Here is a 21,526-nt window from a genome sequence, read left to right on the forward strand (position 1 = left end):
TCATGGGGCAGGTGAACACCTCCCGGCGGCGCTGCGCGGCCGCGCTGGTGAGTGCGGCCCTCATATCGACCGCCCTGGCGGTCGTGACGCCGGGCACCGCCTCGGCCGCGCCGCCGGTCCCGGCGGGACCGGGCGCGGCCCAGGCGGGGAACACGGCATCGGCGCTGCTGATGGCACGCCTGCAGAACCGCGCGATCGAGGTCATGGACGCGCGTACTGACGCCTCGCAGACCTTCGCCAACCCCAACGGATCGCTGACGTACACGGCGTTCGCCGAGCCCAAGTGGGTCAAGCGGGCCGGAGCGTGGACGTCGCTGGACGCGACCCTGACCGCGTCGGCGAACGGGACCTTCGGACCTGCGGCCTCCGAGTCCCCGCTGTCGCTGTCCGCCGGCGGCAGCGGCCCGCTGGCCACGATGACGGTCGACGGCAAGCAGGTCTCGCTGACCTGGCCCACCGCGCTTCCCAGGCCGACGGTCTCGGGCGCCGTGCTGACCTATCCGAACGTCCTGGCCTCGGGGGTCGACCTCCAGGTCACCGCGACCGTGTCCGGTGGCGTCGAGGAAACCCTGATCGTCAAGAACAGTGCGGCGGCGGCGGATCCGGCGCTGGCCGACCTGGTGCAGGCGGTGAACACCGGCGCCGGCACCACCGCGGCCACCGACGCGGGCGGCAACCTGACGGTCGCCGACGCGCACGGCAAGGCGCTGCTGACCTCGCCGGCCCCGGTGATGTGGGACTCCTCCACCACCGCTGCCGCCCCCGCCGCCGCCCCCGCGGCGGACATCGTCGGCGGTGCCAACGCGGCGGCCCGGAGCAAGGTCGCGGTCGCGCGGACGGCCGCGGCGGGCAGCCGCTCCACCGCGCACACGCCGGGCAGCCGGGCCCACCAGGCCCGGGTCAAGGCCACGCTGAAGAACCACCAGCTGCACCTCGCCGCGGACCACGCCTTCCTGACCGCGAAGACCACGGTGTACCCGGTCTACGTCGACCCGGCGTACGTGCCGCACCCCGCCTCCGGGGCGACCCTGCACTACGACCAGGTGCAGCAGGCGTACCCGAGCACCTCGAACTACGACGCGGCCCCCGGCACCGGGCTGGCCGTGGGCTACCAGGGCTTCTCCTCCCCGACCGGGATCGAGCGCACCTTCTACTCGATGAGCATCCCGACCGCGATCTACGGGTCCACGATCCTCGGGGCGACCTTCAACACCAAGGTCACCTACGCGGCGGCCTCGGGCTCCAACTCCACCACCGTGAACGCGTTCTCCATGGCCTCGATCACCTCGGCGACCAACTGGAACAACCAGCCGGCCAAGGAGTCCTCCGCCAACCCGAACTACCCGAGCCCCAACGCGTCGGCGACGTTCACCACCACCAGCAGCAGCCCCAACCAGGCGGTGGCGTTCAACGTCACCTCCGGGATGCAGAAGATCGCCGACATCCACAACGCCGGCTGGACCATGGGGCTGTTCAACGCCACCGAGACCAACGACGTGGACCTGGTCCGCTTCTCGGCCAACCCGACGTTCTCCATCACCTACGACCACTCCCCGGCCACCCCGGCCAACGGGACGCTGACCCCCTCGGGCACCGGCTACCCCTGGAACACCACCACCGGTACCCCGACCCTGTCCGCGACCGCCACGGACGCCGACAGCGACACCGTGCAGCTGAACTACCAGATCCTGTCCGGCTCCACGGTCAAGGCCACCGGGACCTCCGCGTTCGTCACCCCCGGCGCGGCGGCCACCTGGAAGCCCACCACCGCGCTGCCCGACGGCGCCTACTCCTGGAGCGTGCGCTCCTACGACGGCCACCAGTACTCCGCCTGGAGCGGGGCGATGAACTTCACCGTCGACACCGCCGCCCCGGCCAACACCACCGTGACGTCCACGGACTTCCCGGGGAACTCGTGGTCCGGCACCCCGGACGCGAGCGGGAACTTCACCGGCAACTTCACCATGACGCCGCCGAGTTCCGACACCAGCCAGGTCGCCTGGCAGCTCGACAACGGGGCGTGGAACTACACCGCGACCACCGGTGCGGCGTTCACCAAGGCGCTGACCTTCACCGCGGGCAAGCACACCCTGATCGCCAAGACCCACGACGCGGCCGGGAACATGGCCACCGGCACCTACTACATCTTCTACGCGGGCTCGGGTGCCGCGCTGACCGCGCCCGGCACCGGTGAGCGCCCCGCGCGCCGGGTCGGGCTGATGGCCCAGGGCCAGGCCTCCTACACCGGAGTGACCTACCAGTACCGCATCGGCGCCACCGACACCTGGCACAACGTGCCCCTCGCCAACGTCACCAAGAACGCGGACGGTTCCACCCCCGCCGCCTGGCCCGTCGCGGCCACCGGCGGTACGCCCGCCGCGCTGACCTGGAACATCTCCGACAGCCTGGCCGACGGCCCGGTCGATGTGCGGGCGCTGTTCACCGACGGCACCACCACGGCCGGCTCCCCGGCCAACACCGTCACCGTGGACCGCAACGCCGGCACCGCGCCCAGCCTCTCCGTGGGCCCGGCCAGCGTCAACTCGCTGACCGGGGACGCCTCGCTGACCGCCACCGACGCCTCCGCCTTCGGCATGTCGGTCACCCGGTCGGTGTCCTCGCGGCGTCCGTCCGGCGGGTCCGCGCAGAGCGGGCAGGCGGCCGTCTTCGGTCCGCAGTGGAGCGCGGGCACCACCGCCGAGGCGACCGGGTCCAACTGGTCCTACCTCAAGCAGACCTCCGCCACCTCGGTCTCCCTGGTGGACACCAACGGCAACCCCACCGGGTTCACCGCCGCGGCCGGCGGCGGCTGGAAGCCCGAACCGGGCGCCGAGGACCTGGCCCTGACCGGCTCACTGACCGGGTCCTTCGCCGTCAAGAACACCGACGGCGTCACCACCACCTTCACCAAGCCCGACAGCAGCCTGGCCACCTGGCAGGTCTCCGCGACCTTCCTGTCCAGTGACAACTCCACCACCACCGTCACCTACCAGACGGTCACCGTGAACGGCGTCACCCTGGCCCGCCCCAAGTACGTGATCGCCCCGACCAGCGCGACGGACGCGGCGACCTGCCAGACCACCACCGCCGCCGGGACCCCCGCGGCCGGCTGCCGGGTGCTGGAGTACCTGTACGCGACGGCCACCACCGGCACGTCCTCGGTCTTCGCGGACTTCGCCGGCCAGGTGAAGGAGGTCAAGCTGTGGTCCACCGCGCCCGGTGACTCCACCGGCACGGTCAAGGTGCTGGCGCACTACAACTACGACGACCAGGGCCGCCTCCGCGAGGTCTACGACCCGAGGATCAGCCCGGCGCTGAAGACCAGCTACAGCTACGACGCGGCAGGCCGCGTCGCCACCCAGGCCGATCCCGGCCAGCTGCCGTGGACCTTCGCCTACGGCAAGGTCGGCACCTCCTCCATCGCCGGCGACGGCATGCTGCTCTCCGCCTCCCGTCCCACCCTGACCCAGGGCAGCAACACCCAGACCGACGGCGGCACCGCGACCACCACCGTGGTCTACAACGTGCCGCTGTCCGGCAGCGGCGCGCCCAACGCCATGGGCGGCGCCGACACCGCCGCCTGGGCCCAGAGCGACGCACCCACCGACGCCACCGCGGTCTTCCCGGCCGACCAGGTGCCCGCCTCCAACGACGGGTCCACCCTCGGCGCCGGCGGCTACAACCGCGCCACCATCACCTACACCGACGCCTCGGGCCGCGAGGTCAACACCGCCACGCCCGGCGGGCACATCACCACCACCCAGTACGACCAGTACGGCAACACCGTCTTCCAACTCGGCGCCTCCAACCGGGAACTGGCCCTGGGGACCGCCGCCTGGCAGACCGCCGAGCAGCAGTCGCTGGACATCGACCAGGACACCACCGTCCAGCGCGCCCAACTCCTGTCCACCACCTCGCTGTACAACACCACCAGCGTGGTCGCCGACACCGGCACCGACAAGAACACCGACCCGGCCGTGGTCGGCCAGCGCCTGGTCCAGCAGTACGAGCCGATCCACCTGGTCACCCTGACCCACGACACCGCCACCTCCGGCGGCACGCTGACCGCGGGCACCCAGGTGCCCTCGCGCCAGCACACCCTGAACACCTACGACCAGGGCCGTCCCAACGACGGAACCGCCACCACCAGCAACCAGATCACCACCGCGCAGACCGGCGCGGTCGTCGCCGGAGCGCCGGACGGCGACACCACCACCAACACCGCCGGCTTCGACTGGGTGAAGGGCCTGGCCACCTCCGGGACGATCGACCCCAGCGGGCTGAAGCTGACCAGCACCACCGGCTACGACGCCCAGGGCCGGGTGGTCTCCACCTCGCTGCCCAAGTCCACCGGCAGTGACGCGGGCACCACGGTCACCAGCTACTGGTCGGCGACCGGCACCGGCGCCTGCCACGGCCGCCCGGAGTGGGCCGACCTGGTCTGCTCCACCGGACCGGCGGCCGCGGTCACCGGCGGCGGCAGCAACCCGGCCCAACTGCCCACCAGGACCACCACCTACGACCGCTACGGCAACGTGGCCACTGTCACCGACACCGCCAACGGCGTCACCCGCACCACCACCAACACCTACGGCGACTCCGGACGCCTGCTGAAGACCTCGGTCACCGGCGGGGTCGGCACCGCCGTCCCTGACACCACCATCGGCTACGACTCCACCACCGGCAAGAAGGCGACGGTCACCGCGAACAGCCTGACCATCACCTACACCTACGACGCCCTGGGCCGGCAGACCCAGTACACCGACGGGGCCGGCGGCGGCGCCAACACCAGCTACGACATCCTCAACCGGCCGGTCACCGTCACCGACGGCGCCCCGTCCACCACCCACTACACCTACAACACGGCGGGCCAGGTCGCCACGCTGACGGACTCGGTCGCCGGGACCACCTCCGCGGACTACGACTCCGACGGCAACATGTACGCCGAACACCTGCCCGGCGGCATCACCCTGACGATCATTCGGGACCAGGTCGGCCAGGCCACCGGACGGATCTACACCCGGGACAGCGACGGCACCGAGGTCACCGCCGACTACGGCAGCTTCAGCGTCGCCGGCCAGGAGGTCGACCACACCGCCGACGCCGGTGTCGGCAGCCACCAGGCCTACGGCTACGACGCCGCGGGCCGACTGGTCCAGGTCGCCGACACCGAGGCCGGCACCACCACCCACCGCGGTTACAGCTTCGACGCCAACACCAACCGCACCGGGCTGACCACCAGCACCGACAACTCCGACGGCTCGGCCGGAACCCCGGCCACCACCGCCTACACCTACGACACGGCGGACCGGCTGCAGACGGTGAACGGCTCCGCCGTCAGCTACGACGCCTTCGGCCGCACCACCAACCAGGCCGACGGCACCCGCATGGGCTACTACACCAACGACACCGGCTACCAGGACACCAACGGCAACAACAGCCAGACCTGGAACCTGGACCCGGCCGGCCGGGTCGGGAACACCCAGACCACGGCCTACGCCAACGGAACCTGGACCCTCACCGACACCACCACCAACCACTACACCAGCGACTCCGACAGCCCCGACTGGGCCGTGGACAGCAACACCGGCGGCATCCACCGGTACGTCCAGGGCATCGACGGCGACCTGGCGGCCGTCACCGCCGCCACCGACAGCACCTCCCTGCAGCTGACCAACCTGCACGGCGACGTCACCGTCCAACTCCCCCTGGACAGCGCCCAGGCGCCCGTCGTCCAGGCCGCCGACGAGTACGGCAACCTCATCAACGCCACCTCGGCCACCACCTACGGCTGGATCGGCGCCAAGCAGCGGGCGAGCGGGACCCCCAGCGGTCTCACCCTGATGGGCGCCCGCCTCTACAACCCCGCCACCGGACGCTTCCTGCAGATCGACCCGGTCCTGGGCGGGAACGAGAACGCCTACACCTACCCGGCCGACCCGGTCATGGGCTACGACCTCACCGGAATGTTCAAGTGGACCTTCGGATGGTTCAGCGGGACGTTGTACCTGAACAAGAAGGAGACCAGTAAGATCGTCCGGGCGGCCGGCGTCATCGCGATCTTCAACTCGGCCGCCACCCTCTTCGCCGTCACCGGCCTCGGCGGTGTCATCCTGAAGTGGATCGCGCTCAACGCGGCCGTGATCGCGTGGAAGGCCAGCGGCGCCAGCTCGCGGCACCACTGCATCAAGCTCAAGTGGCCGATCGGGTACCCCGGGCTCATCCCCGGTGAGTACAGCGGCGGTTACTGCAAGTAGTCCCGCTGTCACGACCTTGGGAGAGACCATGCCCGGCAGTACCGCCTCCCTGCTTTCCCGCTGGACGTCCTGGCGCCGGGTCAACGGCTTCACCGTTGTCCTCGACGCCGTGATCCTGCTGGTCCTCGTCATCGTGCTGGCAGCCACGTCCCATGTCCTGGCCGCCATCGGCTGCGTGCTCGCGGCAGCGAACCTGGCGCTGGACTCCCTCGCCCTGGTCAGGAGCCGCCGCCCCTGACCACGACGAAGTGATCGACGCCCCCATCGGACCCAACGGTCCGGTGGGGGCGTCGTCGTGGGAGGCGCGGATGACCGTCCGGGCCCGCACGATTCGGGATTTACATACCTTTGCGAAGGGATTATTCTTGTCTTCTGGAGTCCGCCCGGGCGCGCCCCCGCCCAGCATCGAAGGAAGAAACATGACCACGTCAGACACCCGATCGCCGCGGTGGGCCGGGTACACCCTCGCCCTGCTGGCGTTCACCCAGTTCATCGTCACGATCGACTACAACATCGTCTATGTGGCGCTGCCCGACATCGGGCGCCAGCTCGGCTTCACCCCGCAGTCGCTGCAGTGGGTCGTCAGCGCCTACGCGGTCGCGCTCGGCGGACTGCTGCTGTTCGGAGGCCGCGCGGTCGACCGGATCGGCCCGCGCCGGATGCTGGTCACCGGCCTGGTGATCTACGCGCTCTCCTCGCTGGCCGGCGGACTCGCGCAGAGCGCCGTGCTGCTGGTGGCCGCTCGCGCGGCCCAGGGCGTGGGCGGTGCGCTGCTGACGCCGGCGACGCTGATGCTCGTCTTCACCACCTTCGCCCCGGGCCCTGAGCGCAACCGGGCCACCTCCGTGTGGGGCGCCATGGGCAGCGCGGGTCTGGCCGCGGGTTCCCTCCTCGGCGGGGTGCTGACCAGCGCCTTCGGCTGGAACTGGGTCTTCTTTGTGAACGTCCCGCTCGCGCTGGCCGTCGCCTTCGCCGCCACCCGGATCCTGCCCGCCGACCGTCCGCTGGGCAACGGCCGGAGCTTTGACGCCCTCGGCGCCGTGGTCGCCACCATCGGTTCGACCCTGCTGGTGTTCGGCCTGGTCAGCGGTCCTGACAAGGGCTGGGGATCGACCCAGGGCGCCGGCGCGATGGCCCTCGGCGTGCTGTTCCTGGCCTTCTTCGTGCTGGTCGAGAAGCGCTCCGCCGACCCGCTGGTACCGCTGCGGCTGTTCGGCCTGCGCGGCCTCATCGTCGCCGTGCTGGCGCTGATCGTCTTCCAGGCCTCCTCGGGCGCCACGTACTACCTGCTCACCACCTACCTGCAGACGGTGCTGGGCTACGGCGCGCTCGCCGCGGGGCTGGCCTTCCTGCCGCCGACCGTGGCCTGCATGGCGGTGGCGATGAAGCTCAACGCCCGGGTGCTGGGCCGGATCGGCGTGCGCACCACGCTCTTCTACGGCTCGCTCGGCACCGCCGTCGGGCTGGGCGCGATCATCGCCGGCATGTCCGTGCACGGCTCCTACTGGGCGCTGCTGCCGGGGGTCGTGATCTGGGGCGCCGGCGGCGGTTTCGCCTTCCCCTCCCTGTATGTCGCCATCGCCTCCTCGGGCGTCGAGCCGGCCCAGCAGGGTGTCGCCTCGGCCCTCGCCTCCACCTGCCGTCAGATCGGCGGCGCCATCGGCCTCGCCGTGCTGGTCGCGGTGGCCAACTCCAGCGCAGGACACAACCCGGACACCGCCGCGCTGCTCAGCGGCCTGAAGACGGCCGGCTGGGTCGCCGCCGCGGCGACGCTCGGCGGCGCCTTCATCGGACTCGGGCTCAAGAAGCAGCCCCTGCCGACGCCCGCAGCCGCCACCGTGCCGGCCGAGGACACCGTCGAGGCCGCCTCCCAGGTGGGCTGACGCCGCGTCACGAAGCCCTGGGGCATCACACAACCGAGCAGCCTGACGGATGATCAGCAGGCGCCGGTGCCAACTGCCGCACGACCCGATGGCTCGGTCGTGCGGCTTTCTCCTTTGCTTCTCCTTGCGGCGCCGACGGCTATGGCCCCAAGGAACATACCTTCGATAAGGTATTTGTTGTCGGCCAGGAATGGCTCCCGCCGTGCAAGTGCGGATGTCCCACACTTGCACGGCCGCTCACAGAACCGCACTCGTCAGAGTTACATACCTCTGCGAAGGTATGTAACTCTGGGCGGGAAGCCACTGGTAACTCAGGGCGCCAGTGACGGAGAACCGCACTCCCCACGAATCCCGAGCTCACGAAGGAACCTGATGAAATTCCGAGATGACCTGCGGATCAAGACCGCGACCTCGTGGTTCCCGCCGGACCACGAGACCGCCGAGGACGCCGTCGCGGCCGGCAAGCTGGACCAGATCGACGCGGACAAGATCGGAGTCACCCGACTGCCGGTCGCCACCCGGCTGTCCGCGCCCGAACTGGCGGTGGAGGCCGCTCACGAGGCGATGGCCAGGGCCGGCTGGAGCCCCGACCGGGTGGGCCTGGTCCTGCACACCTGGATATACCACCAGGGGCACGACATGTGGTCGCCGCCGCACTTCGTGGCGAACGAGATCGGCAGCCCCGAGGCCCTGTCCTACGGCGTCTACCAGGGCTGCAACGGTGCCGCGCTCGCCCTCCAGCTGGCCGCGACGCAGCTGGCGGCCGACCCCGGGCTCGGCGCCGCGCTGATCACCACCGGCGACCGCTTCGAGCCCCCCGGCTTCCGCCGCTGGGCCTGCGACTACGGCCTGGGCTACGGCGACGCGGGCACCGCGGTGCTGCTGCACCACGCCGACGCCGGAGCCGACGCCGAACCCGACGACTACGCGCTGGTGTCCCTGGCCACCGCGACCGCCGCCGAACTCGAACTGATGCTCCGTCACGGCGACGACTTCAGCGCCGCGCCGCTGACCCACAACCCGTACATCGACCTCCGCCGTCCCAAGAAGTCCTACATGGCGGAGTTCGGCAAGGAGCAGTTCAGCGAGATCGCCGGCCGGCTGATCCGCAGGGTGATCGTGGACAGCGTGCACGACGCCGGGCTGGAGCTCGACGACCCCCGGATCAAGTACATCGCGCTGCCGCGGCTCGGAGTGAGCGTGCTGGACGCCATCTACACGCCGATCCTGGACGAGGTGCTGAAGGTCGAGGCACTGCGGTTCGGCGGGGCCACCGGCCACCTGGGCTGCGGGGACTTCCTCGCGAACCTGGCCGACCTGCGCGACCACGCGTCGCTGGACCCGGGCGACTTCGCGCTGGTGATCGGCGGCGGGGCGGCCTGGACCTGGGCCTGCGCCGTCGTGCAGGTGCCGGAAGCGGGTGTCTGATGGCCATGGGACTCCTCGGCCTGGGCGGCCATGTGCCGCCCGTGGTCATCAACAACGCACAGGTCGCCGAGTGGACCGGCGTGGACGAGAACTGGATCGTGGAGCGGACCGGCATCCTGGAACGCAGGTACCGGGAGCCCGGCACCACCACCTCCGACCTCGCCCTGCACGCCGCCCGTGAGGCACTGGCCGCGCGCCCCGGGTCCGAGAACCGGCTCGGGCTGATCATCGTGGCCACCTCGACGCCGGACCAGCCGCAGCCCGCCACCGGGGTGGTCCTGCAGAACAAGCTCGGCCTGTCCGACATCCCGGCGTTCGACGTCAACGCGGTGTGCTCCGGCTTCCTCTACGCCCTCGCGGTCGCCGACTCGATGCTGTCGGCCCGGCTGGCCCGGCAGGGCAGCGACTACGCCCTGGTGGTCGGTACCGACATCTACTCCTCGCTGATGAACCGCACCGACCGACGCACCGTCAGCCTGTTCGGCGACGGGGCCGGGGCGGTGCTGCTCGGCCCGGTGCCCGAGGGCTACGGCGTGCTCGGCTGGCGGCTGGCGGCCCACGGGGAGTACCGCGACCTGGTCGAGGTGCCCGCCGGCGGCACCCGGACCGAGGTGGACGCCCGGGCCCGGGAGGCCGGGGAGCACCTGTTCCGGATGAAGGGCCGCGAGGTGCGCGACTACGCGCTCGGCATCCTGCCCAAGGTGGTCGGCGAGGCGCTGGACCAGTCCGGGATCCGGCTGGAGGACGTGGACCGCTTCATCCTGCACCAGGCCAACACCCGGCTGGTGGAGGCGTGCATCCAGGAGCTCGGCGTCGACCCGGACCGGGTGCCGCTCACCGCACCGCACTTCGGCAACACCGCCGCGGCCTCCATCCCGCTCACCCTGCGCGCCGAGCACGAACGCCGGCCCTTCCGGCGCGGCGAGCGCCTGGTGCTGGCCGGAGTGGGCGGCGGCATGACCGCCGGGGCCGTCGTCGTCCGCTGGTACTGAAGCCGGTCCCGAGCCGGCCGTCCGACCGCTGAACAACCGTGCACGTCCTATGGAGGGAGACAAACATGCCGACAGCACATGCGACCGGGCACCGCAGCTACGAGCTGTGGGATCCGATGCCTGACGAGGTGCGCGAGGGCGCCAGGCGGTTCGCCGGCGTGCAGGCGCTCAACGAGCTGGTGGGCGTGCTGCAGTACGTCGAGTGGCTGGACCGCGCGCCCGGACACACCAGGCGGCAGATGCTCATGGCCAAGATCCAGGACGAGGTCGGCCACGGGCACGCGGTGGCCCGGGTCGCCGAGGACCTGGGTCTGCCGCGCGAACGGATCCTGCTGGACTACCTGGAGGGCCACACCAAACTGCACAACATCTTCCACTTCTCCTTCCAGACCTGGGAGGAGCTCGGCACCGGTCTGCTGCTGACCAACTCGGCCGCGATCTGCCAGTTCCAGTCCCTGGCGAAGGGCGTGTACCTGCCGTACGCCAGGGCGCTGCGCAAGGTCGAACGCGAGGAGTCGTTCCACTACCAGCACGCCCTGGACCTGACCCACGAGGTGATGACCCACGGCAACGCCGAGCAGCGCCGCCGGGTGCAGGACGCGTTCGAGGTGTGGCTGGTCCGCATCCTGGTCTACCTCGGCCCGCCCGACACCGACACCCTGCACACCAACCGGATGTGGCAGGTCGGCCTGAAGCCGGACAGCAACGACGCGGTGCGGCAGACCTGGCTGAACAAGATCATCCCGGTGTTCCGCAAGCTCGGTGTGCACGTGGACCCGGCCCTGGTGCACCAGACGCCCTCGGGCGAGTGGGAGTACGCGATGCCCGACTGGGCCGCGGTGAAGAAGCTGATAGCCAACGGCGGTCCCTCGTCGCAGCGGAGGCTGGACTGGGTGCGCAACTCCCTGGAACGCAACGGGCAGTACCGGCGCGCGATGCAGGGGGTGGCCTGAATGCCGAACAACCCGAACGAGTCCGACATCTACGAGGTGTTCACCCAGAGCGGCTCCAGCACGGCGCTCACCCACGCCGGCTCGCTGGTCTCGCCGCGCCGGGACACCGCCTGGTACCTGGCCAAGGAGACCTACGGGCGCCGCGACGACCTGGTCACGCTCTGGGTGGTCCGCCGTACCGACATGATCGTCTCCACCGCCGAGGACCGGGACCTGCTCGCCGCCAAGACCCGACTGCCGCACCGTCAGCCCGGCTTCCCCACCGCCCGCCGCCGCGACCGCTCCGCCCTGCCCGAGGTCCCCTCCGCACCGGAGCACAGCGACCCGTCCGAGCACCGCGACGACGCCCTCGGCGCCGACCGGCCCGAGCTGCGCGAGCTGTGGCTGGCGCTCGCCGACGACCTGTTCGTGCTGGGCAACCGGCTGGGCGACCGCATCTGCGACTACATCGACCTGGAGGAGGCGCTGGCGATCGGCTCGATCGGGCAGGAGGCGGTGGCGCACGCCGGGACGATCCTGACCCTGTTCGGCTTCGACCAGGCCGCCGTCGACGTCCGGTTCTTCGACCGGGCACAAGCGGAGTGGCAGGTGTCCCGCGCGGTCGAGAAGCTCACCGACTGGCCGTCCACCGTGGCCTGCGGCCTGGTCTTCGCGGCGGCCGTCACCGTGCTCGCCGAGCAGACCCTGGCCCTCGAACCCGACGCGGCGCAGCTGCCCGCGGTCGCCGCCGTCCGCGAGGAGCAGCTGGTCCACCTGGACCACTGGCGGCGCTGGGCCCGGGCGCTGGCCGCCTGGCCCGAGACGAAGGCGGAGTTCGCAGACGCCTTCGCCGAGGTGACCGGGGCGGCCGGCGACCTGTTCGGCGGCGATCCGCAGGGGCTTCTCGCCGCGACCCTGCACCAGCGCCTCGCCGCGCTGGTCAGCGACAGCGGCGGCGCCGGATCGCGGCTGCCGGGCCACCCGCTGTCCCGGACCGCGGGACTGGGCGGGAGCACGCTCGCCCATGCCCTGTCCCAGGGCCGCACGGTCCGCGACACCTATGCCGCGGGGGTGTTCAGTTGAACGCCGACCAACTCGCCGACGTGGTCGCCGGCGTGTCCGACCCGGAGATCGACGTGGGCCTGCGCGACCTCGGGGTGCTGCGTTCGCTGTCGCTGACCGGCGACCGGATCGAGGTCCACCTGGCCCCCACCCGGCTCGGCTGCCCCGCCTTCGGCGAGATCGCCCGGCGGGTGCGGTCCGCGCTCACCGACGCGGCGCCGGGACACGCCGTCGAGATCGTCTGGGACCGCGGCGCCTGGCAGCCGGCGGCGGTCACCCCGGACGGCCGCACCGCCCTGCGGATGGCCGGCTACCGGGTGGCGGGCACCGCTCCCCGGTGCCCCTACTGCGGCGGCGAGGACGTGGTGCGGGCCGGCCGCTTCGGCGGCGCGGTCTGCAAGGTGCCCTACGACTGCCGCGGCTGCGGCTCGCTCTTCGACGTGATCGGCACGGCGGGCTGCTCCGCCGTCCACCCCGCACTCGACTCCGTCCAAGGAGGGTCATCATGAGGCTCAGTGGGAAGACCGCCGTGATCACCGGAGGCTCCCGGGGACTCGGCCGGGCCATCGCGGAACGCTACCTGCTGGAGGGCGCGCGGGTGGTCTGCGCCGCCCGCAACCCCTATGACATCAAGGAGGTCCTGGACCTCGCCCCCGAGCGCAGCGCCTACATCCCGGTCGACGTCACCAGTGACGCGTCGGTCGACGCGCTGATGGCCGAGACCGCCGAACTGTTCGGCGGCGTGGACATCCTGGTGGCCAACGCCGGTGTCAGCCGGGACGGGCGGGTGGACCGGCTGCAGGTCGACGACTGGCAGGACATGGTCGCCACCAACCTGACCGGGGTCTTCCTCTGCACCCGGGCCGCCGTCCCCTACCTGGAGCGCAGCACGGCCGGACGGATCGTCAACGTCTCGTCCAGCATGGCGACCCGCGTTGCCGTCGGGGCCGCCGGGTACTGCGCCACCAAGGCAGCGGTGGAGATGTTCACCAAGGTCAGCGCGATCGAGCTGGGCCCGCGCGGCATCCTGGTCAACTCCCTGGCCCCGGGAATCCTCGACGAGGGGATGGGCCAGCAGGTGACCTCCAACGACCGGATCTGGTCCCGCTACAAGTCCAGGCTCGCCCTCGGCCGGCCCGGCCGGGTCGACGAGGCCGCCGACGCGGCGGTCTTCCTGGCCGGTGCCGAGTCCAGCTATGTCAACGGCCACGTACTGGAAGTCAATGGAGGTCTGCTGTGGTCATGACGAATGCCGCCGCAGTGGGACACGCCCCCGTCTGGCTGGCCATCGACGGAGCAGTGGGCATCCTGCGCCTGGACCGGCCGCCGCTCAATGTGCTCAACCGGGCGACCCAGGCGTCGCTGCGCCAGGCCGCCGAGCAGGCCGCGGCCGACGAACGGGTGCGCGCCGTGGTCGTCCACGGCGGGCCCACGGCCTTCTCGGCGGGGGCGGACATCAAGGAGATGGCCGCGATGACCCACGCCGAGATGGTCGGGCACGCATCCGTGCTCCAGGCCGCCTTCGACGCGGTGGCCGCCATCCCCAAGCCGGTGGTGGCCGCGATCAACGGCCCCGCGCTCGGCGGCGGTTGCGAGTTGGCCCTGACCGCCGACGTGCGCATCTGCGGCACCGAGGCCAGGCTCGGACTGCCCGAGATCCTGCTCGGCGTCATCCCCGGGGCCGGCGGCACCCAGCGGCTGCCCCGGCTGATCGGCCCGTCCAAGGCCAAGGACCTGATCTTCACGGGTCGTCAGGTCGACGCCGACGAGGCGCTGCGGCTGGGCCTGGTGGACCAGGTCACGCCGAGCGACCTGGTCCTCGACACCGCACTGGAGTGGGCGCGGCGCTTCGAGAAGGGCCCCGCGCTGGCCCTGCACGCCGCGAAGACCGCCGTGGACCAGGGCCTGGCGACCGATCTGGCCGCCGGCCTCGCCATCGAACGGACGGTGTTCGCGGGACTGTTCGGCACCCAGGACCGGCTGATCGGCATGCGGCGGTTCGCCGACTCCGGTCCCGGCCACGCCAGCTTCACCGGGAGGTAACCACCATGCGCAGTACAGCGACCGAAGAGTTCCGACGCGCCCGCGACCACCTGCTGGCCTCCTACGGGGACCTGCCGCGGGCCCGGGCCTTCCCCAGGCCCGCGATCGGGGAGACGTTCAGCTGGGTCGAGGACTGGTTCGACGCCGTCGCCGAGGGCAACCACGCCCCCGCACTGCGCGTGGTCGACCTGGACAAGCAGGGCACGGTCCTCGCCGACACCTCGCTGAGCTTCGCCGAGCTGGCCGAGCGCTCCCAGCGGGTGGCCCAGTGGCTGCGCTCGGTCGGCGTGCGGCGCGGGGACCGCATCCTGCTGATGCTCGGCAACCGGGTGGAACTGTGGGAGTCCGTGCTGGCCGCGTTCCGGCTGGGCTGCACGGTGATCCCCACGGCCGTCCAGCTCACCCCCGCCGACCTGACCGACCGGCTGGAACGCGGCGCGGTGCGGCATGTCATCGCCGACGCCGAGCTCACCCCCAAGCTGGAGGAGCTGAGCGGCAGTTGGACCCGCATCGCGATCGGGCACCCGGTTCCGGGCTGGCTGGACTACCAGCAGGCCTACGCCGCCGAGCCGCTCCGGGAGGCCGTGCGGACCGGGCCCGAGGACATGTCGCTGATCTACTTCACCTCCGGCACGACCTCGCTCCCCAAGATGGTCGGGCACACCAGCGTGAGCTACCCGGTCGGCCACCTGTCGACCATGTACTGGCTCGGCCTGCGCCCCGGCGACGTGCACCTCAACATCTCCTCCCCCGGCTGGGGCAAGTGGGCCTGGAGCAACCTGTTCTCGCCCTGGAACGCCGAGGCGACCGTCATGGTCGTCAACCAGCCGAGGTTCACCGCGCGTCCGCTGCTGGAGACGATGTCGCGCTGCGCGGTGACCTCCTTCTGCGCACCGGCCACGGTCTGGCGCAGCCTGCTCCAGGAGGACCTCACCCGGCTGCCGATGTCGCTGCGCGAAGCGGTGGCCGCCGGGGAACCGCTGGACTGGGAGGTGGTGCGCCGGGTCCGCGAGTCCTGGGGCATCACCGTACGGGACGGCTACGGGCAGACCGAGACCACCGCCTCGATCGGGAATCCGCCGGGGATGCCGAACGGCGACGGCACGCTGGGCTGGGCGATGCCGGGCTACGACGTGGCCCTGCTGGACCCGCAGACCGGCGAACCCGTCCTGGGCAGCCCCGCGGAGGGTGAGATCTGCCTGCCGCTGGACGCCCAGCCGCTCGGCCTGATGAGCGGATACCTGGGCGACACCGAGGCCACCGCGCGCTGCATGCGCGACGGCTACTACCGCACCGGCGACTTCGCCACCCGTGACGCCGAGGGCCGCTTCACCTACCTGGGCCGCGGCGACGACGTCTTCAAGGCCTCCGACTACCGGATATCCCCCTTCGAGCTGGAGAGCGTGCTGCTGCAGCACCCGGCCGTCCAGGACGCCGCGGTGGTGCCCTCCCCCGAACCGATGCGGCTGGCCGTGCCCAAGGCGTACGTGGCGCTCGCGGCCGGCTACCTGCCGGAGGCCCGGACCGCGGAGCTCATCCTCGCGCACGCCCGCGAGCACCTCGCGCCCTACAAGCGGATCCGCCGCATCGAGTTCGCCGACCTGCCCAAGACCACCGTCTCCGGCAAGACCCAGCGCGCCGAGCTGCGGAAGCGGGAGCAGCAGCGGAGTTCGCGCTCGGTGCAGGAGTGGTGGGAGGAGGACTTCCAGAAGTAGCGCTTGTCCGGTCGGGCGAGCGGGCCGCGTGCCCGCTCGCCCGACCGGTTCCACCCGGCAACGAACCCCATTCCCCGCGGAGGCGAAATGAGTGCCGTCACCATCAGCACGGGGCAGCGCAGAAGAGCCGTTCTGAGCAGCCTCATCGGAAACAGCATCGAGTTCTACGAGTTCCTCATCTACGGTTCGTTCTCTTCGCTCTACTTCGGCAAGCTGTTCTTCCCCTCGTTCGACCCCACCACCGGCACCCTGCTGTCGCTGTCGACGTTCGCGGTCGCCTTCGTCGGCAGACCGCTCGGCGCCTTCGTCTTCGGGCACTACGGCGACCGGATCGGCCGCAAGGCCACCCTGGTCACCACGCTCACCGTGATGGGCGGCGCGACGGTCCTGATCGGCCTGCTGCCCACCTACGGGACCATCGGCGTGGCCGCCCCGGTCCTGCTGACGGTCCTGCGGTTCATTCAGGGCTGCTCGCTCGGCGGGGAGTCGAGCGGTGGATTCCTGATGGCGCTGGAGAGCGCCCCGCCGAACCGGCGGGGCCTGCTCACCGGCATCGTCGGCACCGGCAACGCCTGGGGGCTGCTGCTGGCCAACGGCGTGCTGCTGCTGGTCACCCAGCTCTCGGAGCGGCAGATCCTGGCCTGGGGATGGCGGCTGCCGTTCCTGTTCAGCGCCGTGCTCGTGGGCGTCGCGCTCCAGGTCCGGCTGCGGCTCGCGGAGACCCCCGAGTTCGCGCGGTCCAAGGCCGAGGGCGCGGTCAGGAGCAGGCCGGCGCTCGACGTGGTGCTGCGGCACGGCCTGGCCACCCTGTGCGCCTCGCTCGCGGCGCTGCCCATGTTCCTGGTGTTCTACCTGGGGTCGGTGTTCTCGCTCAAGTACGGGGCGACCATCAACGTGGGCCGGTCCACCGTCCTGGAACTGCTCGTCGTCTCCTGCGTCTTCCTGATCCTCGCCATGCCGTTCTTCGGCTGGCTGAGCGACCGTTACAACCGCAAGGCGGTCTTCGTCGGCGGCATCGCCGCCATGACCGCGGCCCCGTTCGCCTGGTTCCCGCTGCTCGACACCAGGTCCTTCCCGCTGATGGCGCTCGGATTCCTGCTGCTGTTCACCGGGTTCGCCGCCAACTACGGCGCCCTGGGCACCTTTCTGCCGCAGCTGTTCCCCACCGTCCTGCGCTACTCCGGCATGTCCATCAGCTACAACGTGGGCGGACTGCTCGGCGGCGCGGTCGGACCGATCATCGCCACGTCGCTGCTCAGCAGCTACCACAGCTGGACCCCGATCGCGGTCTACATGGCCGCCGCCGGCGTGATCGGCCTGGTCGCCTCGGTGTTCCTGCGGGAGTACTCCGCGAGGAGGACCGCCGCCGCACAGCACCCGGTCGAGCTGCCGACAGCCGTCGCGTCCCCTGCCGTCTCCGCCTGACTTCCAGTGAGGGAGTGTTCCATGTCGTCCCCGTCCATCACCAGATGTCCCGTTCTCGATCCCTCCGGCCGTGCGGTGCACGCCGAGGCCGCCGCGATGCGCGCCGAGGCGCCTGCGGTGCTGGTGGAACTGCCGGGCCCGGTCCTCGCCTGGGCGGTCACCCGGCACAGCGTCATCCAGGCGCTGACCAACGACCCGCGCGTCTCGCGCGACATCCGCCGGCACTGGGAGGGCCTGGCCGAGATGCCCGAGGGCTGGGCGCTCGCCCCGCTCGCGCTGCAGCAGAGTTTCTTCAACTACTACGGCGACGAGCACCGCAAGTCCCGGCGCCGGGTCGCCCCCACCTTCTCGCCGCGGCAGGTCGAGCGGATGCGTCCGCAGGTCCAGGCCACCGCGGACCGGCTGGTCGAGGCGCTGGCCGCGCTGCCCCCCGGGGCAACCGCCGACATCCGCCACGACCTGGCGCTGCCGCTCACCATCACCGTCATCTGCGACCTGTTCGGCGTCCCCGACCACCTGCGCAGGAAGGTCGGCACCGGGATCGACGCGGTCCTGGACTCCTCGCTCGACCAGGAGCACGCGCTCGCCGCGAACAACGAACTGTACGCCCGGCTGGGCGAGTTGCTGCAGTACAAGCGGGAGAACCCGGCCAGCGACCTGACCAGCGACCTGCTCCTGCCGTCCGAGCCCGGTACCGAGTCGATGTCGGACGACGAGCTGCTCGGCACCCTCTTCCTGATGATCGGCGCCGGCTACGAGACCACCGTCAACCTCATCACCAGCGGCGTCCAGGCCCTGCTCAACCACCCCGAGAACCTCACCCGGATCCAGGAGGGGACCATCGGCTGGCAGGACGTGGTCGAGGAGACGCTGCGCATCGAGGGGCCGGTCATGCACATCCCGCTGCGCTGCGCCCTGGAGGACATCGACCTCGGCGAGGGCGTCGTCATCCGCAAGGGCGACGCGATCACCCTCGGCTTCGCCGCCGCCGGACGCGACCCGGAGGTCCACCCGCAGTGCCCGGAGGGCTTCGACCCCACCCGGGCCAGCAAGGACCACCTCGCGTTCGGCCACGGACCGCACTTCTGCCTGGGCGCGCACCTCGCCCGGCTGGAGGGCGAGATCGCCCTGTCCACGCTGTTCCGCCACCTGCCCGAGCTCGCCCTGGCCCACCCCGGCCAGGAGCCCGCCCGGCTGACCTCCTTCATCATCAACGGCTTCGCCGGCCTGGAGGTCATCCCGCACCCGGTGTGATGCACCGTCATCTCGCCACAAGAGAAAGCGCCCGGGTTATCCCGGGCGCTTTCTTGTGGGCTCGGTTCACACACAGCAGTGCAGGGCACGGGTTCCGAGACCCGTGCCCTGCGGTGGTGCGGAACGACAACGCTGCGCGGCGCCTAGATCCAGAGCTGGCCGAGCGCCGCGGGCGAGCGGTGGCGCAGGGTGTTGTCCAGGTGGATGCCCCGGGCGACCCGCTCGGCCTGGCTGCGGGTGGAGGCGATCAGTAGCGGCATCACCGAGCCGCCCTCGGGCAGCCCCGCGTAGTACAGGCCCGGCAGGGCGCCGGCCCCGGCGCGGTGCACCGGCATGCCGTTGGCGTCGAGTGCCGCCGGCGGCAGGATCTGGTAGTCGGGCACGAAGCCGGTGGCCCAGACGATGGTGGTGATGTGGTGGGCGGCCAGATCCAGGGTGTCCCCGTAGTCCGCGAACCGCGAGGCGTCGAAGGCCGGCACCGGGGTGCGCTCGGGAACGACCAGGCCGTACTGCGCTATCGCCGCGTCGATGGCCTGCAGCAGCTCGCTCTCCGCGCGGGCCGCGCCCTGGGCGACCGCGCGGACGTTGTCCTCCAGCTGCAGGACGGAGCCCTGCGCGCCCCGGACCGTGCCGACGATGGTGACGCCCTGGGCGGCCAGGACGGTCAGGCTGAGGTCCCGACCGCCGGCCTTGCCGCTGAGCACGGACACGCCGGGCAGCACGGGCGAGTCGCCCTTCCCGCCGGACGCGGACTCCAGATTGCCTTCCAGCGGCAGCAGTTGCAGCCAGTCGAGGATCTGGGCGCCGCGGTAGCGGCGGGGCGAGGTCTTGTGCCGGCCGACCGCGAGGAAGACCTCCCGGCCGGCGTCGCGCAGGTCCTCGGCGATCTGCTGGCCGCTGTTCCCCGAGCCCACGACGAGCACCGCGCCCTCCGGCAGCAGGCCGGGGGCGCGGTAGTAGCGGGTGTGCAGCTGGGTGACCGCGGGGTCGATCCGGGCGGTCAGCTCCGGCAGCCGCGGTGAGGAGTAGCCGCCCAGGGCGGCGACGACGTTGCGGGCTTCGACGGTGTCGCCGTTGCCCAGGTGCAGCCGGAACCGCGCCCCCGGGTAGGCCGGGTCCTCGACGGGCGACTCGACCGCCTGGACGGACGTGTGCTCACGCACCTCGACGCCCAGCTCGGCCACATAGCGCCGGAGCCGCCGGGCGACCTCGCCGGCCGGCATGTAGCCCTCGGGGTCGTCCCCGTCGTAGGGCAGGCCGGGGAAGGTGACGGTCCGGTTGGGTGTGTTGACGCGTAGGCTCTCCCATCGTTCCCTGGCCCAGGTCTGGCCGGTCTCCCCGCGTTCGAAGACCACCGCCCGGTAGCCCAGTCGGGTGAGGGAGCCCGCGACCGAGCACCCCTGCTGGCCCCCTCCGACGATGGCGGTCTCGACGAACTCCGTCCCCATGGCAGCACTCCTGGTCCGTATGGATATGTGGATTCTCTGTCAGTCGGTTGGTGCGTCGGCGGCGTCCGCCCAGGGCAGCACCACCGTCTTCCCGGTGGCCCGGTCGGCCTCCATGTGGCGGTGCGCGGCCACGATGTGGTCCAGCGCGAAGACGCGGTCGAGGTTGGGCCGGTAGACGCCCGCCTCGACCTCGTCGATGATCCGCTGCAGCAGGCCCTGGCCCGTGCTGCCCTTGAGGGTGTCGCTGTGGAAGGCGGTGAGCCTGGTCCCGGTCGGGATCATCGCGATGGGTTCGAAGTCGGGGATCAGCCAGCCGCTGAGCGAGCCGGAGACGCACACCGTGCCGCCGCGGCGGACCAGGCGCAGCGAGTCCAGCACGGTGCTGGTGCCCACCAGGTCCAGTACCTGGTCCGGGCCCTCGGGCCAGAACGCCTGCACCGCAGCCGCCAGTGACCCGCCGTCATCGAGCAGGACGTGGTCGACGCCGGCCGCGGCCAGCGCCCCGGCCTTGTCCTTGCTCCGGGTGGTGGCCGCGGTCTCGAGGCCGTGGGCGGCGGCAATCTGGGCCGCCGCCATCCCCACCGAGGAGGTCCCGCCGCGGATCAGCAGCCGTCCCCCGCCGGCCGGGGCGATCCCCAGCGCGTCCAGGGCGCCGCGCGCGGTGAGGTAGGTCTCCGGCAGCGCGGCCAGGACCTCCCACGGCAGGGTGCTGCTGACCGGCATCAGCAGGGCGTTCGGCAGCAGCGCGTACTGCGCGTACCCGCCGTCGAAGGCCCGGCCCATCTCCCCCATCACCGCCGCGACGGTGCTCCCGGCCGGCAGCCGGGGATCGGTGGAGTCGGCCACGGTGCCCACGCACTCGATGCCGAGCACCCGGGGGAAGGCCACGTTCGGGGAGTGCCCCTGACGGGTTCTCAGCTCCGAGCGGTTCAGGCCCGCGCCTTCCACCCGGACCAGGCTCCAGCCGTCGCGGACCTGCGGGACCGGCAGTTCGCGGACCTCCAGGACCTCGGGACCGCCTGCCTTCACGCAGACCGCGGCGCGCATCGTCGTACTCACTTCGGGACCACCTCGCTGTGTGCGGACC

Annotated in this window: 15 protein-coding genes; 13 read left to right on the forward strand and 2 right to left on the reverse strand. The window is 71.5% G+C overall.

The genetic code is table 11. The annotated features are described in order from the left end of the window. Positions 1-2: 2 nt before the first annotated feature. From ACEZDG_RS05070 to ACEZDG_RS05130, 13 genes are all read left to right on the forward strand, one after another. A complete protein-coding gene (locus ACEZDG_RS05070; RefSeq protein ID WP_380502884.1) occupies positions 3-6,257 on the forward strand; it encodes an RHS repeat-associated core domain-containing protein in 6,255 nt (2,084 codons plus the stop codon). 28 nt (positions 6,258-6,285) lie between these two features. Further along, complete coding sequence (locus ACEZDG_RS05075; protein WP_380502887.1) at positions 6,286-6,495, forward strand: hypothetical protein; 210 nt, start codon at positions 6,286-6,288, stop codon at positions 6,493-6,495. Positions 6,496-6,676: 181 nt separating this feature from the next. Further along, on the forward strand, positions 6,677-8,140 hold the full coding sequence (locus tag ACEZDG_RS05080) for an MFS transporter (RefSeq protein WP_380502889.1): 1,464 nt from the start codon (positions 6,677-6,679) through the stop codon (positions 8,138-8,140). A gap of 372 nt (positions 8,141-8,512) precedes the next feature. Continuing rightward, on the forward strand, positions 8,513-9,568 hold the full coding sequence (locus tag ACEZDG_RS05085; protein ID WP_380502892.1) for a 3-oxoacyl-ACP synthase: 1,056 nt from the start codon (positions 8,513-8,515) through the stop codon (positions 9,566-9,568). Next, on the forward strand, positions 9,568-10,560 hold the full coding sequence (locus ACEZDG_RS05090; protein ID WP_380502895.1) for a 3-oxoacyl-ACP synthase III family protein: 993 nt from the start codon (positions 9,568-9,570) through the stop codon (positions 10,558-10,560). Before ACEZDG_RS05085 ends, ACEZDG_RS05090 begins: the two co-directional genes overlap by 1 nt. A 65-nt stretch (positions 10,561-10,625) precedes the next feature. Beyond that, the gene (locus tag ACEZDG_RS05095) at positions 10,626-11,513 is read left to right on the forward strand and encodes a Phenylacetic acid catabolic protein (protein ID WP_380502898.1); all 888 of its coding nucleotides are present in this window, start codon (positions 10,626-10,628) and stop codon (positions 11,511-11,513) included. Then, a complete protein-coding gene (locus tag ACEZDG_RS05100; protein WP_380502901.1) occupies positions 11,514-12,575 on the forward strand; it encodes a Phenylacetic acid catabolic protein in 1,062 nt (353 codons plus the stop codon). Further along, positions 12,572-13,063 (forward strand): iron-sulfur cluster assembly protein, encoded by a 492-nt coding sequence (locus ACEZDG_RS05105; RefSeq protein ID WP_380502904.1) that lies wholly within the window; start codon positions 12,572-12,574, stop codon positions 13,061-13,063. Before ACEZDG_RS05100 ends, ACEZDG_RS05105 begins: the two co-directional genes overlap by 4 nt. Continuing rightward, a complete protein-coding gene (locus tag ACEZDG_RS05110; RefSeq protein WP_380502907.1) occupies positions 13,060-13,800 on the forward strand; it encodes an SDR family NAD(P)-dependent oxidoreductase in 741 nt (246 codons plus the stop codon). The genes ACEZDG_RS05105 and ACEZDG_RS05110 overlap by 4 nt, the downstream gene beginning before the upstream one ends. Next, the gene (locus ACEZDG_RS05115) at positions 13,797-14,597 is read left to right on the forward strand and encodes an enoyl-CoA hydratase/isomerase family protein (protein WP_380502910.1); all 801 of its coding nucleotides are present in this window, start codon (positions 13,797-13,799) and stop codon (positions 14,595-14,597) included. Before ACEZDG_RS05110 ends, ACEZDG_RS05115 begins: the two co-directional genes overlap by 4 nt. A 5-nt stretch (positions 14,598-14,602) precedes the next feature. After that, positions 14,603-16,312, forward strand: coding sequence for an AMP-binding protein (locus tag ACEZDG_RS05120; protein WP_380502912.1), 1,710 nt, complete (start codon positions 14,603-14,605; stop codon positions 16,310-16,312). An 87-nt stretch (positions 16,313-16,399) separates the two neighbouring features. Continuing rightward, positions 16,400-17,737, forward strand: coding sequence for an MFS transporter (locus tag ACEZDG_RS05125; protein ID WP_380502915.1), 1,338 nt, complete (start codon positions 16,400-16,402; stop codon positions 17,735-17,737). Positions 17,738-17,758: 21 nt separating this feature from the next. Further along, entirely contained in the window at positions 17,759-18,991 is a 1,233-nt protein-coding gene (locus ACEZDG_RS05130) for a cytochrome P450 family protein (RefSeq protein WP_380502918.1), read from the forward strand. Positions 18,992-19,134: 143 nt separating this feature from the next. Here the strand turns inward: ACEZDG_RS05130 and ACEZDG_RS05135 are convergent, their stop codons facing one another. Next, the gene (locus tag ACEZDG_RS05135) at positions 19,135-20,439 is read right to left on the reverse strand and encodes a flavin-containing monooxygenase (protein WP_380502921.1); all 1,305 of its coding nucleotides are present in this window, start codon (positions 20,437-20,439) and stop codon (positions 19,135-19,137) included. Positions 20,440-20,478: 39 nt separating this feature from the next. Continuing rightward, complete coding sequence (locus ACEZDG_RS05140; protein WP_380502924.1) at positions 20,479-21,498, reverse strand: zinc-binding dehydrogenase; 1,020 nt, start codon at positions 21,496-21,498, stop codon at positions 20,479-20,481. Positions 21,499-21,526 lie beyond the last annotated feature (28 nt).

The organism is Streptacidiphilus alkalitolerans (assembly GCF_042511045.1).
In the GTDB taxonomy this organism is placed as follows: Bacteria; Actinomycetota; Actinomycetes; order Streptomycetales; family Streptomycetaceae; genus Streptacidiphilus; species Streptacidiphilus alkalitolerans.

Bases quoted from the DNA above. Each gene is read 5' to 3' on its own strand.
- ACEZDG_RS05070 (WP_380502884.1), top strand. From the start codon at position 3: ATGGGGCAGGTGAACACCTCCCGGCGGCGCTGCGCGGCCGCGCTGGTG.
- ACEZDG_RS05075 (WP_380502887.1), top strand. From the start codon at position 6,286: ATGCCCGGCAGTACCGCCTCCCTGCTTTCCCGCTGGACGTCCTGGCGC.
- ACEZDG_RS05080 (WP_380502889.1), top strand. From the start codon at position 6,677: ATGACCACGTCAGACACCCGATCGCCGCGGTGGGCCGGGTACACCCTC.
- ACEZDG_RS05085 (WP_380502892.1), top strand. From the start codon at position 8,513: ATGAAATTCCGAGATGACCTGCGGATCAAGACCGCGACCTCGTGGTTC.
- ACEZDG_RS05090 (WP_380502895.1), top strand. From the start codon at position 9,568: ATGGCCATGGGACTCCTCGGCCTGGGCGGCCATGTGCCGCCCGTGGTC.
- ACEZDG_RS05095 (WP_380502898.1), top strand. From the start codon at position 10,626: ATGCCGACAGCACATGCGACCGGGCACCGCAGCTACGAGCTGTGGGAT.
- ACEZDG_RS05100 (WP_380502901.1), top strand. From the start codon at position 11,514: ATGCCGAACAACCCGAACGAGTCCGACATCTACGAGGTGTTCACCCAG.
- ACEZDG_RS05110 (WP_380502907.1), top strand. From the start codon at position 13,060: ATGAGGCTCAGTGGGAAGACCGCCGTGATCACCGGAGGCTCCCGGGGA.
- ACEZDG_RS05115 (WP_380502910.1), top strand. From the start codon at position 13,797: ATGACGAATGCCGCCGCAGTGGGACACGCCCCCGTCTGGCTGGCCATC.
- ACEZDG_RS05120 (WP_380502912.1), top strand. From the start codon at position 14,603: ATGCGCAGTACAGCGACCGAAGAGTTCCGACGCGCCCGCGACCACCTG.
- ACEZDG_RS05125 (WP_380502915.1), top strand. From the start codon at position 16,400: ATGAGTGCCGTCACCATCAGCACGGGGCAGCGCAGAAGAGCCGTTCTG.
- ACEZDG_RS05130 (WP_380502918.1), top strand. From the start codon at position 17,759: ATGTCGTCCCCGTCCATCACCAGATGTCCCGTTCTCGATCCCTCCGGC.
- ACEZDG_RS05135 (WP_380502921.1), bottom strand. From the start codon at position 20,439: ATGGGGACGGAGTTCGTCGAGACCGCCATCGTCGGAGGGGGCCAGCAG.